This window comes from Pseudoramibacter porci (assembly GCF_009696145.1).
Lineage (GTDB): Bacteria > Bacillota > Clostridia > Eubacteriales > Eubacteriaceae > Pseudoramibacter > Pseudoramibacter porci.
The window spans coordinates 30,548-45,460 of the sequence record NZ_VUMO01000011.1; the positions used below are offsets into that span (position 1 = coordinate 30,548).

A 14,913-nucleotide genomic window follows, 5' to 3' on the forward strand; every position below is an offset into this window, starting at 1 on the left:
AGAAAATAAGGAAAAATAATGAAGAATAAGGAAAAGAAGGAAAAGAAAAAGGGACTGTTTTAGGCAGTCCCTTTTTGTATGCGCCATGATTTACATGTCAAAAAACGCGGTGCGCACCTTCCCGATCATGTAGAGGGAGCCGACAAAGGCGTTGACCACGTCCTCTGAATCGTCAAGGGTGGCCAGCGCGGCCTCCGGCGAATCGAAAGCGGTGACGTCTTTCCCGTATTCCTTTTTGATTTTTGCCGCCATGGCTTCGGCGTCGACGGCCCGCTCGTTGTCCGGAGTCAGGGTTGAAATTTTCTCAGCCCGGGGCACCAGCAGCTTGAGGCAGCCGTCGATATCCTTGTCCGCGAGCATGCCGAAATAGAGGTTCAAGCGGTAAGGCTTGTCGGCCTTTAAGAAATAATCGTCGAGGTTGTCGACAAAACACTGAATGCCGTCGAGATTATGCGCGCCGTCGATGAGGACCATCGGTGACCGCGACAGGATTTCGAAGCGCCCGTGGAGCTTGACGTGGGCGATGCCCTGGCGGATCGCTTCAAAAGGAATGATGTATTTCTCTTCCATCAATGCGACCAGCGCGGCCAGCGCGTTGCCGGCGTTTTCCAGCTGATGGCGGCCGAGCAGATTGATGCGGAAGCGGCCAAGGGGATGGTAGGCCAGGCTGCGGGACGAAACCAGCTGCCCGTCGAGATCCGCCTTGACCAAATGCAGTTTGTATTGTTCGCCGTCGTAGATCCGGGCGCCCCGGTCCCAGGCGCGCTTTTCGATGATTTGGCGCACGGATTCGGATGTCTGGGGCGCCATGACGACGCCGCCGGTGCCGAATTTGATGATCTCGGCCTTTTCAGCCGCGATGTCTTCGAGGGTGTCGCCGAGATACTCGGTGTGGTCCAAGCCAATTTTGGTGATGACCGCGCATTTCGGCCCTGGGATGATGTTGGTGGCGTCGAGCCGGCCGCCGAGACCGACTTCAATGATGGCGAAATCGACTTTTTTATCCCAGAAATAGACGAAGGCGATGGCCGTTTCCAATTCAAAGCAGGTGGCTTCGGCGCCGCCCTTTTCGACAACGGCTTCCGCCGCAGCTTTAACTCTTTCGGTGGCCGCAGCCAAATCTTCGTCAGAAATGGGTTCGTCGTTCAGACAGAAACGTTCGTTGAAGGATTCCAGGGCAGGCGAGGTGTAAAGTCCGGTTTGGTAACCCGCTTCGGTTAAGACAGCGGAAATCATGTGGGCGGTGGAGCCTTTGCCGTTGGTGCCGGCGATGTGAATGCATTTGATGGAACGTTCCGGATGATTCAGTTCGGCCATGATTGCGCCGATGGTGTCGAGCCCGAGGACACTTCCGAATACCCCCCGGGATTGAATATAGGCCTTTGCTTCTTCAGGCGTCATAATTTGCCTCTCTTTCTTGTTTTATGGCGGTTTCATGTGATGGGTCGGTGTGATAACAGTCGATGATGCGGCGCTCTGTGATGATGACGGGAACCCGTTGATCGTGGTCCTCGGTGGGCAGCGCGTCGAAAAGGAGACATTCAGGGACGAGGGCAATACGCGTCGCATCGGGCCGAAGCCTCAGCAGATAGCGGTCGTAAAAGCCGCCGCCGTAACCCAGCCGTTCGCCGCCCTCGGTGAAGCCGACACCGGGGACAATCAACAAGTCGATGGCGTCCGGCGTCATTTCTGGACAAATAGCCGGGTCGGGTTCGAGAATGCCCATGGTCCCGGGCTTGAGATCGTCTGGGAAATGGGAAAGGGTCAGCATTTTCATCTCGTGGGTTTTCATCACGCAATAGGGCACTGCGACGGCCTTGCCGTCGGCCAGCGCCCGCGCGATCAGCGGGTGGGTGTCCACTTCTGAGCCGTAGCTGACGTAACAAGCCAGTGTTTTGGCCTTTTGGTAGGCGTCGAGCGCCGTCAGGGTCTGGATCATTGCCGCATCGGCTGCAGGATCGTGAGCGGCGTCTCTGAGCGCGAGGATTTTGCGGCGCGCCGCCTTTTTGGCATGCTTCATTTGAACGTCTCCTTTACATTTACATTAAAAATATTATAGCATAGTTCTATGGGGGAGAGCACCAGGACCATTTAAGCTTTTATTGAAAAAAAATGGCCTCTATGGTACAATTTTTATAAATTTAACGGAAGTGAATTACCGCTAGAACAGCGAGGAATCAATTGTCTAAAGATAAAAATCAATTTCGAACCCATGACGGCAGCACGTCGGCTTATGTGAAAAGCATTCTCAAGGAAACGCGGGGGAGCCTCCGGCGCAATTCGCTGATGAGCGCTGCCTCCATTCTTTCGATTGTTGCGGCCTTGATCATTTTGGGTATTTTTGTCATTTTTTCGGCCAATGTCCAGAGCGTGACCCAACAAGTGGAATCGAAGATGGAATTGAAGGTTTACGTTCAGAACAACTTGTCTCAGGATCAGCTCAACATTTTGAATGCAAAGCTCAAGGAAAATCCGCACGTGGTCAGCACGAAATACGTCTCGGCGGATAAGGCATTGTCTGATTTTTCGAAGAGCCTGAAAAGCTATTCGGGTCTGTTGAGCGGCTACAACAGCAGCAACAACCCGATGCCGGCGTCCTACAACGTGAAAATCGACAACGCGAACCATATTGCCGCGGTGCGCAAGTACGCCCTCGACCTCAACAGCTACGGCGTGACCGACGTCAAGTACGGGGAAGAATACGTCAACGCGCTGATTTCCTTTAGCCATTTCAGTAATATCTTCAGCGCCGTTTTGATCGTCATCTTATCGGTGGTGTCGCTGTTTATCGTCTACAACACCATCAAGCTGACGTGCTTTGCGCGGCGCAAGGAAATCCGCGTGATGCGCTACGTCGGGGCCACCGACTGGTATATCCGGGCGCCTTTCATCCTTGAAGGGGCTTTCCTCGGCGCCCTCGGCGCGGTGATTGCGCTGGCGATCATCGGTTTCGGCTACACCGGTATTTCAAATTACATCATGCACGCGGTGTCGATGCCGATGGACGCGGGGGTCGTGTCCTTCTCGTCGATGTTCGGACCGCTTCTGGCTTTCTGTCTCGTGTACGGCATTGCGATCGGCTCTCTCGGGTCTGTCTTTTCGATGCGGAAATACCTCGAAGCGTAAACCGCAGTATCCTTTAGAAATGGGAGATTCATTTTGAGTACAACCAAACCAGCAAAACGAATCCGAATTTTGGCCTGCCTTGTGTCAGCAGGCCTTCTTTTCGTTATGGGATTCGGCTTTCATTATCCGGTGCAGGCGGCCACCAAAGAGCAGCTCGACAATGTGCAGGCGCAAATGCAGAAGACCGACCAGCAGATGGCGGACAATCAGAAGAAAATGGCGGCTCTTGATGCCCAGCTGTCCGAGAATCAGCAGGCCTACAACGATTCCCTCGCGGCCTTTCAGAAGCGGGCCCGCGCCATGTACATGGTGGGCAATTCGGGCTATCTTGAGGTCTTATTCTCGTCCAAGGACATTACCGAGATGATCTCGCGATTGACCAGCATGCGCACGGTGCTCCAGTCGGACCGCAACATGATCGACACCCTGCAGAATCAACAGAATCAAATCAACGCGACCAAGGGCGAAATTCAAAAGGCCCAGCAGGAACTTCAGACCCTGAAAAAAGCCCAGGAAGAACAGTATAAAAAACTTGCCAGCGAGTACAACGCTGAAAATTCGGCGGCCAACTCGATGCATTTGACCTTCGGCAGCGGCACCTGGAAGAACGATTATATCTGGCCGATCGATTTGCATACGGCCAACGCGCTGAACATCAGCAGCGGCTTCGGCGGCCGGGCGTCCCCGGGCGGGATCGGTTCCACCAATCACAAAGGGGTCGACGTGCCGGTGGCGACGGGTACGCCGGTCATGGCCATTGCAGACGGCATCGTCGTCTACGCGGGGGCAGCCGGCGGCTACGGCAATTTCGTCGCGATCGATTACGGCACCGGCTCCGACGGCACCTCCTATGGCTCCGGATACGGCCATTTGAGCAGTATTAAATGCACGGTGGGGCAGCAGGTCAAGAAAGGCGATGTCGTCGCGCTGAGCGGCTCTACAGGCCATTCGACGGGGCCTCATCTCCATTACGACTTCTTTGTCAATAATGCCCAGGTTGATGCGCGGACTTATTATCCGGATCTGACCTTTACGGGCAAGGGACGAAATTAAATTAAAACGAAATCTTTAGACAGCGGCCGCCGCCATTGATCGGGATGATCAATGGCGGCGGCCGCTGTTATTTTTTTAGATAATGGGTGAAGAAAGAATGAGAAAAAAGAAAGAGAAGTAAAAAAAACGCCCGAAGCTTTTGCTTCGGGCGTTTGAACTGTATTTGTATCAACGAGGATTTGATTTAAACAGCTGGCATGGTTTTGGTGGCGATCACGTCGATGCCGGTGCCGCAGACATCTTTGAGCACCACATCGCCGACCTTGACCGGCGCGTTGACGACAACCTTTGAGAGTGCGTCCATGGCGTCGAAGAGTTTGCCCTTTGGAATTTCCTGAGCGGTTTTAACCGGCAGGCGGGAAATCATCGCGCCTTTAATGACGACGGTTGTCGGCAGGATACGACGGGGATCCGTCATTTCCTGGATACCGTATCTTTCACCGTTTTTGCAGTTGTTGCCCGTGACAGTCCAGTTGTCACCTTCACCTTCAACGGTCAGGTGGCAGCCCATCGGGCAGCTGATGCAGACCATTTCTTTTTTCATGATGTTTATGCCTCCTTCGGTTCAACGACGAATTTCAATTCACCATCGCCGTATTTTTCAAGGACAGATTTCTTGATTTTGAAGTTGACCATTTCGGCCGGAACGAATTTCTGCGCTTTCTTGGTCGCGATCTTTTCGTCGCCGATGTAGCAGTTAATGACCGTATCGGTGCTGACCGCGCGGACGCGCATGTAGCAGTTAACCGAATCGTCGAGGTTCGCAACCGTGATCTTTTCGGGCACGACGTTGCCGATACCGTCGCCATTAACCGTCGTGAAGTTGATGTCTTCTTCCAGATGGCCTTTGACGTAGCGGGCAGCGCCCTTGCCGGCCAGAGCCGCTTCCTGAGAAACGAAGTCGACCAAGTCGTGAACGTGGACAACGTTGCCGGCTGCGAAGACACCTGGCAGGTTGGTTTCGCAGAGTTCGGAGATCGACGGACCCTGGGTTCTGCGGTCAATTTCAACGCCAGCGCCGCGGGAGATTTCATTTTCAGGAATCAAGCCGACAGAGAGCAGCAGCGTGTCACAAGGCACGGTTTCTGTGGTGCCCGGGATCGGTTTGAGGTGTTCGTCAACCTGGGTAATATCGACGGCTTCAACACGATCTTTGCCGTGAATGAAGGTGATGGTGTGGGACAGCTTCAATGGAATATCGAAGTCGTTGAGGCACTGTACGATGTTACGGGTCAGGCCGTTGGAGTACGGCATGATTTCAGCCACGCATTTGACGTGTGCGCCTTCGAGGGTCATACGGCGGGCCATGATCAGTCCGATATCACCGGAGCCGAGGATGACGACTTCTTTACCGGTCATATAACCTTCCATATTGATGAAGCGCTGTGCAGTCCCAGCAGTGAAGACACCAGCCGGTCTAAATCCCGGAATACCGATGGCGCCGGCGGTTCTTTCGCGGCAGCCCATGGTCAGGATGACAGCCTTGGCTTCCAGTGCCATGTAGCCATCTTCTTCGTTAATTGCATGAACGATTTTGGTGTCGTCGTCTTTTCTTTCGAGGTCGAGCACCATCGTGTTCAGTTTGTACGGAATCTTCAGGTCCATCGCCATGTCGATGTAACGGCCTGCGTATTCCGGACCGGTTAACTGTTCTTTAAAGGTGTGCAGCCCAAAACCATTGTGGATGCACTGGTTTAAGATCCCGCCGAGTTCGCGGTCTCTTTCGAGGATTAAAATGTTATCGACGCCTTCTTTTTTGGCTTCAACAGCGGCGGCTAATCCAGCAGGGCCGCCTCCGATTACAATAATATCATACATCGTGAAAAAACCTCCCCTTACTGATTCTTCGTTTTGCCGCTGAGGATGTAGCCTTTATCCTTAGCATCGTACATGATGTCTTCCATGTCGCAGCCGAGTTCACGGGCTAAGATTTCAACAACTCTTGGCTGGCAGAAACCGCCTTGGCAGCGGCCAGCACCTGGACGGCAGCGTTTGGTGACGCCACGGACCGTTGTCGCACCGACGTTACGATTGATGACGTCGACGATTTCAGCTTCTGTGATGGATTCGCAGCGGCAGATGATCTTGCCGTATCTCGGATCCTTTTCGATGGCTGCTTTCTTTTCTTCGTCGCTGAGTTCGTTGAAGATGATGTGCGGACGTGTCTTCGGATTGAAGTCTTCTTTTTCTTCAACGTGGACGCCGTCTCTTTCGAGCATCGGCAGGATGATATCTTCAACGCAGTAGGTTGCGGATGCCGGAGCTGAAGTCAGACCCGGGGATTCGTAGCCAGCGAAGTTGACGAAGTTCTTAACCGGCGATTCTTCGATGATGAAGTCACCGCTGGTGGTGGTGTAAGTGTCGGCAACAGGGGTGTTACGGGTGCCGGCGTAGGAACGAATGATCTTGTTGAAGTAGTGTTCGAGTTCTGGACAGTTCTTTAACGCGTTTTCTTTGATGTAGTCCAGACGATCCTGAGTCGTGTCGATGTCGCCCTTTTCAACTGGCATCGCGTCCGGCCCAATCAACAGGTTGCCGTGGACAGTCGGGGAGACCAAAATCCCTTTCCCGTTTTTGGTCGGGCACGGGAAGATGACGTTGTGGACCAAGTCGCCGATTTCTTTATCAAAGATGAAGTACACACCGCGGCGAGCAAGAATCTTGAAGTACGGATCGCCGACCATCTTGTAAATATCATCAGCGTAAACGCCGGCAGCGTTGACGACGTATTTGGCTTCGATGTCTTCCTGAGTCGTTTCGATTTTGAACGTTCCGTCATCTTTTTTGGCAATATTGGTGACCAGGTGGTTCAATTTTAATTCAACGCCGTTGTCAACAGCATTTTCTGCAACCTTGATGCCCAGTTCGTATGGAGAAACCAGACCGGCTGTGCCTGCGTACAGAGCACCGCAGATATCTGGTGCGAGGTTTTCTTCCATTTCGTGGACTTCGTCTTCGAAAATGATCCGCATATCAGGTACACCGTTCATGACCCCGCGCTGATACAGGCGCTGCAGTGTCATCATTTCGCGTTCAGTGTGCGCGACGACCAGTGATCCGGTGCGTTTGAATGGAACCCCTAAGTCTCTGCAGACTTTTTCGTACATGATGTTACCCGGTGCGTTGAACAGGCCTTTTTTCTTGCCTGGCACAGCATCGTAGCCAGCGTGGACAATAGCGGAGTTCGCTTTTGTGATCTGGTTTGCGACATCATTTTCGCCGTCAAGTAATACGACGTTCAGCTGATAACGGGAGAGCTCCCGTGCTACGTAGGATCCGGCAATACCGGCACCTATTATAGCGATATCATACATAATAAAATCCTCCTTGATGAATGATAAATTTGTACAAATAAAAAACCACACAAACGAAAAAACGATGACAGTGCGTGACATCATTTAAAGTTGTGCGGCTCTCCATTGCCATAATCATTTAGTTTTAATTATGTTTGTCTTTATTTTAACACAGAATCGTTCTGTTTGACAAAATTTTCTCGAAAAATTTTGACGGCATCAAATTTTTCCCATAAAGGCTTGTAAGAAGTGCTGGAAGAAATCGAACCTGCTTGGATACAACTCTTCACTTCTTCTTCGGTTTCAATGAATCCGCCAGTAATAATCGGAATGGATAATTCCGCATTGACTTTGCGGATGACTTTGGACACCAGCCCGGGAAGCACTTCGACTGCGTCGGGTTTAATTTTTCTGGCAGCGTTGATGGTGACATCCATTGCTGATGAATCAAGAAGAAATAAACGTTGAATGGTCATCAAATTTTCACGCTTAGCGATGGTAATGAGCGAATTTCGCGTTGAGATCACACCGGTGGGGTGCAGTTCTTCTTTGAGGTATTTGACAAAATAATGGTCTTGTCCGTAGCCTTTTAAGAGATCCAAATGCACGAAAGCGTATTTGCCAGCGACATTGATGTAGTCAATCATTGTTTTGAGATTGTAAATATTGCCTGTCAGAAGAAAGACAATTTGGCAGGGAGAGGCGACAGCGTCATAAATGTCCTTTGGATCGCGGATCGCCGCGATAATCGGATTTTTTTCCAATAAATGCAGACATTTCTTTGTAGTCATTGATCCCCCCTTCAGATTAAAAAGACAAACGCGATAAAATCACGGAATAACTCTCCGACGATACGGGATCATCGGAGAGTTTAAAACAAAATTGAAAATGAAGTTCTAAAATGAAGCGTTAATTATTCTTCGGCTTCGTCAGGATCGACCCAGTGTTCTGAACGGCCAACAGCCTTTGTCCAGCCTTTGTACAGTTTTGCACGGGTTTCCGCATCCATCATTGGTTCGAAGGTGCGGTCAATCTGCCAGTGATCGACGACGTCTTGTAAGTCATCCCAGAAACCGACTTCCAGACCTGCGAGGTAGGAAGCACCTTCAGCCGTTGTTTCAACAACTGATGGACGGTCAACCGGGCAGCCGAGGATATCAGCCTGGAACTGCATCAAGAAGTTATTGTTGGAAGCGCCGCCGTCAACTTTGAGTGACTGCAGAGCGATACCGGAGTCTTTTTCCATCGCGTCGAGGATATCTCTTGTCTGATAAGCGAGAGATTCGAGGGTCGCGCGAATGATGTGGTTCTTGTTCGCGCCACGGGTCAAGCCGACAATGCAGCCGCGTGCGTACGGATCCCAGCGCGGTGCGCCAAGGCCTGTGAAGGCAGGAACGACGTAAACACCGTTGGTGTCAGCGACTTTCTTCGCGAAGTGTTCGGAGTCTGGTGAAGTGTCGACCATGCGCAGTTCGTCACGCAGCCACTGGATAGCAGCACCAGCGACGAAGATAGAACCTTCGAGAGCGTAGTTGACTTTACCATTGATCCCCCAAGCGATGGTGGTCAACAAGCCGTTTTCAGATTTAACTGGTTTTTCGCCAGTATTCATCAGCATGAAGCAGCCGGTTCCGTAAGTGTTCTTTGCCATACCTGGTTTGAAGCAAGCCTGGCCGAACAGAGCGGACTGCTGGTCACCTGCGATACCGGTGATTGGGATTTCGCCGCCGCCGAATAATGTGGTGACACCGAATTTGCTGGATGATGGCTGAACCTTCGGCAATAATGATTTCGGGCATTCGAAGGTTTCGCACAGTTTGTCATCCCAATCCAGGGTGTTGATGTTGAACAACATGGTTCTGGATGCGTTGGAGTAGTCTGTTGCGTGGACGCGGCCTTCTGTTAATTTCCAGAGCAACCAGCAGTCGACTGTCCCAAATGCGAGTTCGCCTTTTTCAGCTCTTTCGCGGACGCCGTCGACGTGATCGAGGATCCATAACAGTTTAGTGGATGAGAAATACGGGTCAAGAATCAAACCGGTATTTTTCTGTACGTAATCAGCAAATCCAGGAATCGCATTGAAACGGTCTGCGTAGCTGGCGGTACGACGGCACTGCCATACGATTGCGTTGTAAACCGGTTCGCCGGTCTTGCGGTCCCAGACAATGGTGGTTTCACGCTGGTTGGTGATCCCGATTGCTGCGACGTCAGCTGCTGTCGCGTTGACTTTCGCCATTGCTTCAGCGCAAACCGCGTTCTGTGTCGCCCAGATCTGCATCGGGTCATGTTCTACCCAGCCTGGATGCGGATAAATCTGCGGGAATTCGTGCTGTGCAACCGAAACGATTTCACCATCGTGATTAAACAGAATGGCACGGGAACTGGTGGTACCAGCGTCACAAGCCATAACATATTTTGCCATAATATAAACCCCCTCGTTTATAAATGTTTTTATTTAATACACTGCTGAGCAGTGCGATTAAATCGATCGAAGTGTGCCGGTTGAATTCATTTGACGGCACAAAAAAAGAACATAAATAGCCTTTTTGCAACGATTAAATTGTTGATCTTTTGCGCTTCTCCATGTTCTCCTGCTAATATTCTGTTAATGATTGTTGTATTGATTACATCTCTTCGATGTGTTCATAATAGCATAATTTATTTTTTGTGTAAAGGGTTTACACTAAAAATATTGAAATAAATTTTCATTAACTTTCAGTAAAGATTTGGTGTATTTTAACAGAATGCATGATCAAAGCACTTTTCTAAAACATTCGCTGAGCGGCAGCGCGGCATCTGTGGTAAACTAACGGTAAAGTTAATTTGTGATGACATTTGAACCCATATCATATAAGGAGGAACAGTGATGAAATTCTTCATGCCGACCAAATTGTATCAGGAATCGGACTGCGTGGCGCGCCACAGTGCGGAGATTGCGGCCCTCGGCAGCCGCGCGCTGATTGTCACGGGAAGACATTCTGCAAAAGCCAATGGCGCTTATGCGGATGTGTGCCAGGCGTTGGATAGGGCAAAAATTGCCCACGTGCTTTTCGATGAAGTGGAACAGAATCCGTCGATCGAGACCGTCATGAAAGCCAGAGACTTCGGAGTTGAAAACGGCGTCGATTTTGTCATCGGCATCGGCGGCGGCTCTCCGCTCGACGCGGCGAAAGCCATCGCGTTAATGATTAAGCATCAGGATCAAGACCGCAGCTACCTGTATCAGAAAGGCGCGGACAGCTCGACGCTGCCGATTGTCGAAGTGCCCACAACCTGCGGCACCGGTTCAGAAGTGACGCCGGTTTCGGTGCTGACCATTCACGCGGAGAAGACGAAAGGCTCGATTCCGCACAAAATTTTCGCGGACTACGCCCTTATCGACGGCAAATATTTAAAGAGCGCGCCGGCTTCGGTGCTGCACAACACGGCGATTGACGCGCTGGCCCATTTATGGGAAGCTCTCATTAACATCGACGCCGACGATTACACCCATATGTGTGTGGCAGAGGGTCTCAGGGTTTGGAAACGGAGCAAAGCGGTGCTCCTTGGCGAACGGCAAGCCACGGATGAAGACTTTGCGAATCTGATGAACGCGTCGAGTCTAGCGGGGATGTCCATTGCCCAGGTCGGAACGACCGTGCCCCACGGTCTTTCTTATCCAGTGACGTACAACCAGCACATGCCCCACGGCAAAGCCGTCGGTTATTTTCAGGCCGGGTATCTCGCCGAAGCGGACGCGGCGGATCGGGAAGAGGCCCTCACGCTCGCGGGATTTGATTCTGTCGACGATTATCAAAACTTTTACGAAGCCCTCTGCGGCAGCGACAAGCTGGCAGATGCAGATCTCGAGTATGCCGTCGACGTGCTGGCTGGCAAACCGGACAAGCTGAAAAAAGTGCCGTACACCTGCGACCGCGAGGTGCTGCGCCGTATTGCTTTCTATACAAAATAGCGTATTATTGAAAAAAAGGCGCAATCGTTTTCCAAAAATAGAAAGAAATTTCGATAAAATTTATTTTTATTTAATAGTTTTCATGCTATAATATAAAAAAATGAACTACTCTTGAGGAGGGTTATTCAAATGAAAAAATTTATTAACGCTGTTGAAGATGTCGAAAATGAAATGCTTGAAGGTATGTGCTATGCCCATCCTGACAAGGTTGAACGCTTAGAAGGAACAGACGTTATTGTCAGAACCCAGAAAAAAGAAGGAAAAGTTGCCATTATCTCAGGCGGCGGCTCCGGCCATGAACCGGCACACGCTGGCTTCGTCGGCAAGGGCATGCTGGATGCAGCTGTTCCAGGGGCAATCTATACCTCACCAGCACCAGACCAGATTCTCGAAGCCATTAACGCAGCAGATGCAGGCAAGGGCGTCTTGATGGTCGTTAAGAATTATTCAGGCGATGTTATGAACTTCGAAATGGCTGCTGATATGGCAGACGACATCGAAGTTGAAGAAGTCATTACCAACGACGACGTTGCAGTCGACAATAAAGAAGACCGCCGCGGTGTTGCAGGTACGATTTTTGTTCACAAAATTGCCGGCGCAAAAGCTGAAGCAGGCGCAAGCTTAGCTGAAGTTAAAGCCGTTGCAGAAAAAGTCATTGCCAATACAAGAACGATGGGCGCTGCTCTGAAACCGTCCACCATTCCAGCAGCTGGGAAGCCGGGCTTTGAATTGGCCGACGACGAAATGGAAATCGGGATCGGGATCCACGGCGAACCGGGGATCAGCCGCGAAAAACTGCAGCCAGCTAACGCGATCGTTGACGAATTGTTAAGCCACATCTTAGGCGACGACGTCGATTTCGAAGGCGCTGAAGTTGCCGTGATGGTCAACGGTTCTGGCGCAACCCCGCTGATGGAACTCTACTTAATGAACAAACGCGTTCACGATGTGCTGACCGAAAAAGGCATCAAAATTGCGAAGACTTTCGTCGGCAACATCATGACCTCCATCGACATGGCAGGGGCTTCCATTTCTCTGCTGAAACTCGACGACGAAATGAAAGAACTGCTCAACGCACCGGCTGATACCGTCGCATTCACGCAGGACTAATCGTCTCGTTATTGAAGGCACAATGAAATAGAGAGAATTGACAGGCATTCGTGCCTGTCATTCTTTTTGAAAATATCTGACGAAAAGAGGAAATCTTATGGCAGCAACTAAAGCAGATGTATTGAGATTCATTGATGAATTTGACAAACGCATCGAAGAACATCATCAGGCATTGACTGATCTTGACCAGGCCATCGGCGACGGCGACCACGGTATCAACATGAACCGCGGGATGAAAGCCGTCATGGAAAAGATCCCGAGTGTGCAGGACAAGACCATCGCGGATATTGTGAAAACCGTCGGGATGACATTGATGTCAAAAGTTGGCGGCGCTTCCGGCCCGCTGTACGGCATGGCTTTTGTGAAAGCCAGCGCAAAGGCCAAGGGCAAAGAAGAACTGAGCCCGGAAGACATCAGTGAAATGATTGGCGCGGCAATTGCGAGCATTGAAAAGGCTGGCAAATCGACGACAGGCGAAAAGACCATGCTCGACGCCATTTGCCCGGCTAAAGAAGCGTACGACAAGGCTATTGCAGACGGCAAATCCGTCGCGGACGCTTTTGCCGACGCGGAAGATGCTGCCTGGAAGGGTGTGGAATACACCAAAGGCATCATCGCAACAAAGGGCCGCGCGAGATATTTAGGCGAACGCTCCATCGGTCATCAGGATCCGGGTGCGACATCCATCTCGTATTTAATCCAGTCCGCACGCGTGGCAGCAGAAGCGAAATAAGCTAATAAATAATGGTACGCGCACGAAGCGCAGGGACCGCCTACGAATAGCCGGTCTCGGTAAAGAGCCAGGAAGGCCGCAAAGATCGTTGAGATCTTTGCGGCCTTTTTATCGCTTGATCAACGCGGTAATGATGCGGGCCGCGTCGCGGATGTCGTCTTTCATGGAGCTGTGGGCCGCGCCGGCGATTTGAATGCCGCAGCGGTTCACCGGAATTAATACTTTTTCGGCAGAACTTTCTGAGACGGCCATGGCGATTTTCGGAGTGATTTCGCCGAGCAGGGCGTTGGCCGCGATAATTCCCAGCGGGCCGGCGATGATGTCGGCGCGGGCAGACAGAACGACGGCAGGATTTTCGCCGGTCGCCCCTCGGGCGGCGCCGGCCTTGATCATGGCCTGGGTTGCGATGCTGTTGGTGCCGACAGCGACGACGGTGTGCCCTTCGGTTTGATCCTTTAACGCTGCGATGAGGCGGGCGCCGATCTGGCCACCTTGTCCGTCGATAACGAGAATATTCATAATCGCATCTCCTTCTTTATTATTGTTTCTTTTAATCAATAAAATTATAACTTATTTAAATCTTTTGTTATACTGGAATTCATGAATAAAAAAGACAAGGAGTTTACCAATGCATATCCCCGACAATTACCTCAGCCCGCAAACCTGTGGCGTGATGGCCGCTGCCATGGTGCCGGTATGGGCAGCCTCAATTAATAAGATCAAAAAAGAGATGCCTAAAGCCAAAATTGTGATGATGGGCGTCGCCGCCGCTTTTTCGTTTCTGGCGATGATGTTCAACGTGCCCATCCCGGGCGGGACCACCGGCCACGCTGTCGGCGGTTCGCTGATTGCCATTCTTCTAGGGCCCTACGCCGCGTGTCTTTCGGTAAGTGTCGCCTTGCTGCTTCAGGCGCTGATTTTCGGGGACGGCGGGATCCTGGCATTCGGCGCGAATTGTTTTAATATGGCTTTTGTCCTGCCTTTTGTCGGTTACGCGGTTTATAAGCTCATTGCCGGCAGCCATCAGAAAGACACACGGGAATACATCGGCGCCGGCATAGGCGGCTACCTCGGCATCAACGGGGCGGCCCTTTGCACGGCGATTGAATTTGGCATTCAGCCGATGTTGTTTCGGGACGCCGCGGGGAGCGCGCTGTACTGCCCCTACGGCCTGAACGTTTCTATTCCGGCTATGATGATCGGCCACCTCACTCTCTTTGGATTGGCGGAAGTGATCTTCACTGTCGCGGTTCTGGCTTTCGTCCGCAGGGCAGCGCCGGAGCTCAGCGTCTCGACAGCGCAAATCCAAACTTCGCCCCCGCTCAAAATCCTCTTAGGTGTGCTCATCGCTGCGACCCCCATTGGGCTTTTTGCCGCGGGAACAGCTTGGGGTGAATGGGGCGCAGACGAAATTGCGGCCACCGGCGCCGGCTACACGCCAAAGGGCATGGCCCATGGCTTTCATTACACTGCACTGTTGCCGGACTACTCATTTTCAGGGCTGCCGGAATGGTTCGGATATATCCTTTCCGCCGCCGTCGGCGCCGCGCTGCTGATCATCCTCTTTAAATTGATTGGCTACGGGGCAGGGAACCGGTCGAAGACTGATCAGGCGTGAAAGAAAATCATCATACAGAAAGAGATTC

General features: G+C 51.5%; 14 protein-coding genes. 6 read left to right on the forward strand and 8 right to left on the reverse strand.

Translation table 11 applies throughout. The features are described from left to right. Positions 1–90: 90 nt before the first annotated feature. Together FYJ52_RS08160 and FYJ52_RS08165 are read right to left on the reverse strand one after the other, a co-directional pair. Positions 91–1,401 carry a bifunctional folylpolyglutamate synthase/dihydrofolate synthase gene (locus tag FYJ52_RS08160; protein ID WP_154576735.1) on the reverse strand — a complete coding sequence of 437 codons (1,311 nt, stop codon included), beginning with the start codon at positions 1,399–1,401 and terminating at the stop codon, positions 91–93. Continuing rightward, positions 1,391–2,020, reverse strand: a complete 630-nt coding sequence (locus tag FYJ52_RS08165; protein ID WP_154576736.1) for a 5-formyltetrahydrofolate cyclo-ligase — start codon at positions 2,018–2,020, stop codon at positions 1,391–1,393. Before FYJ52_RS08165 ends, FYJ52_RS08160 begins: the two co-directional genes overlap by 11 nt. 161 nt (positions 2,021–2,181) lie before the next feature. Here FYJ52_RS08165 and ftsX point away from each other — a divergent pair, with 161 nt between their 5' ends. Together ftsX and FYJ52_RS08175 are read left to right on the forward strand one after the other, a co-directional pair. Next, entirely contained in the window at positions 2,182–3,126 is a 945-nt protein-coding gene (gene ftsX, locus FYJ52_RS08170) for a permease-like cell division protein FtsX (protein ID WP_207708075.1), read from the forward strand. A gap of 33 nt (positions 3,127–3,159) precedes the next feature. Beyond that, the gene (locus FYJ52_RS08175) at positions 3,160–4,179 is read left to right on the forward strand and encodes a murein hydrolase activator EnvC family protein (protein ID WP_154576737.1); all 1,020 of its coding nucleotides are present in this window, start codon (positions 3,160–3,162) and stop codon (positions 4,177–4,179) included. Positions 4,180–4,363: 184 nt separating this feature from the next. Here FYJ52_RS08175 and FYJ52_RS08180 read toward each other — a convergent pair whose 3' ends face one another. The 5 genes from FYJ52_RS08180 to glpK form a co-directional block, all read right to left on the reverse strand. Further along, on the reverse strand, positions 4,364–4,723 hold the full coding sequence (locus FYJ52_RS08180; RefSeq protein ID WP_154576738.1) for a DUF1667 domain-containing protein: 360 nt from the start codon (positions 4,721–4,723) through the stop codon (positions 4,364–4,366). A 5-nt stretch (positions 4,724–4,728) separates the two neighbouring features. After that, on the reverse strand, positions 4,729–5,997 hold the full coding sequence (locus FYJ52_RS08185) for an NAD(P)/FAD-dependent oxidoreductase (RefSeq protein ID WP_154576739.1): 1,269 nt from the start codon (positions 5,995–5,997) through the stop codon (positions 4,729–4,731). Between the two features lie 17 nt (positions 5,998–6,014). Continuing rightward, positions 6,015–7,493: an NAD(P)/FAD-dependent oxidoreductase gene (locus tag FYJ52_RS08190; protein ID WP_154576740.1), complete on the reverse strand. Its 1,479-nt coding sequence runs from the start codon at positions 7,491–7,493 to the stop codon at positions 6,015–6,017. 140 nt (positions 7,494–7,633) lie between these two features. Beyond that, the gene (locus tag FYJ52_RS08195) at positions 7,634–8,263 is read right to left on the reverse strand and encodes a glycerol-3-phosphate responsive antiterminator (RefSeq protein ID WP_154576741.1); all 630 of its coding nucleotides are present in this window, start codon (positions 8,261–8,263) and stop codon (positions 7,634–7,636) included. A 122-nt stretch (positions 8,264–8,385) separates the two neighbouring features. Then, positions 8,386–9,894: a glycerol kinase GlpK gene (glpK, locus tag FYJ52_RS08200; RefSeq protein WP_154576742.1), complete on the reverse strand. Its 1,509-nt coding sequence runs from the start codon at positions 9,892–9,894 to the stop codon at positions 8,386–8,388. A gap of 444 nt (positions 9,895–10,338) precedes the next feature. Between glpK and FYJ52_RS08205 the strand changes: the two genes are divergently transcribed. From FYJ52_RS08205 to dhaL, 3 genes are all read left to right on the forward strand, one after another. Next, the gene (locus FYJ52_RS08205; RefSeq protein WP_154576743.1) at positions 10,339–11,424 is read left to right on the forward strand and encodes an iron-containing alcohol dehydrogenase family protein; all 1,086 of its coding nucleotides are present in this window, start codon (positions 10,339–10,341) and stop codon (positions 11,422–11,424) included. 129 nt (positions 11,425–11,553) lie between these two features. Next, complete coding sequence (dhaK, locus tag FYJ52_RS08210; protein ID WP_154576744.1) at positions 11,554–12,534, forward strand: dihydroxyacetone kinase subunit DhaK; 981 nt, start codon at positions 11,554–11,556, stop codon at positions 12,532–12,534. Positions 12,535–12,631: 97 nt separating this feature from the next. Further along, positions 12,632–13,267, forward strand: coding sequence for a dihydroxyacetone kinase subunit DhaL (dhaL, locus tag FYJ52_RS08215; protein ID WP_154576745.1), 636 nt, complete (start codon positions 12,632–12,634; stop codon positions 13,265–13,267). A gap of 108 nt (positions 13,268–13,375) precedes the next feature. Here dhaL and FYJ52_RS08220 read toward each other — a convergent pair whose 3' ends face one another. Next, positions 13,376–13,786, reverse strand: coding sequence for a DUF3842 family protein (locus tag FYJ52_RS08220; protein ID WP_154576746.1), 411 nt, complete (start codon positions 13,784–13,786; stop codon positions 13,376–13,378). A 109-nt stretch (positions 13,787–13,895) separates the two neighbouring features. On the opposite strand from FYJ52_RS08220, the gene cbiM reads away from it, so the two are divergent. Beyond that, on the forward strand, positions 13,896–14,885 hold the full coding sequence (gene cbiM, locus FYJ52_RS08225) for a cobalt transporter CbiM (RefSeq protein WP_154576747.1): 990 nt from the start codon (positions 13,896–13,898) through the stop codon (positions 14,883–14,885). Positions 14,886–14,913: the final 28 nt, after the last annotated feature.

Coding starts and splice junctions, on each gene's coding strand:
- FYJ52_RS08165 (WP_154576736.1), bottom strand. CDS start 2,020: ATGAAGCATGCCAAAAAGGCGGCGCGCCGCAAAATCCTCGCGCTCAGA.
- dhaK (WP_154576744.1), top strand. CDS start 11,554: ATGAAAAAATTTATTAACGCTGTTGAAGATGTCGAAAATGAAATGCTT.
- FYJ52_RS08195 (WP_154576741.1), bottom strand. CDS start 8,263: ATGACTACAAAGAAATGTCTGCATTTATTGGAAAAAAATCCGATTATC.
- cbiM (WP_154576747.1), top strand. CDS start 13,896: ATGCATATCCCCGACAATTACCTCAGCCCGCAAACCTGTGGCGTGATG.
- FYJ52_RS08160 (WP_154576735.1), bottom strand. CDS start 1,401: ATGACGCCTGAAGAAGCAAAGGCCTATATTCAATCCCGGGGGGTATTC.
- FYJ52_RS08180 (WP_154576738.1), bottom strand. CDS start 4,723: ATGAAAAAAGAAATGGTCTGCATCAGCTGCCCGATGGGCTGCCACCTG.
- FYJ52_RS08190 (WP_154576740.1), bottom strand. CDS start 7,493: ATGTATGATATCGCTATAATAGGTGCCGGTATTGCCGGATCCTACGTA.
- glpK (WP_154576742.1), bottom strand. CDS start 9,894: ATGGCAAAATATGTTATGGCTTGTGACGCTGGTACCACCAGTTCCCGT.
- FYJ52_RS08220 (WP_154576746.1), bottom strand. CDS start 13,786: ATGAATATTCTCGTTATCGACGGACAAGGTGGCCAGATCGGCGCCCGC.
- dhaL (WP_154576745.1), top strand. CDS start 12,632: ATGGCAGCAACTAAAGCAGATGTATTGAGATTCATTGATGAATTTGAC.
- FYJ52_RS08185 (WP_154576739.1), bottom strand. CDS start 5,997: ATGTATGATATTATTGTAATCGGAGGCGGCCCTGCTGGATTAGCCGCC.
- FYJ52_RS08205 (WP_154576743.1), top strand. CDS start 10,339: ATGAAATTCTTCATGCCGACCAAATTGTATCAGGAATCGGACTGCGTG.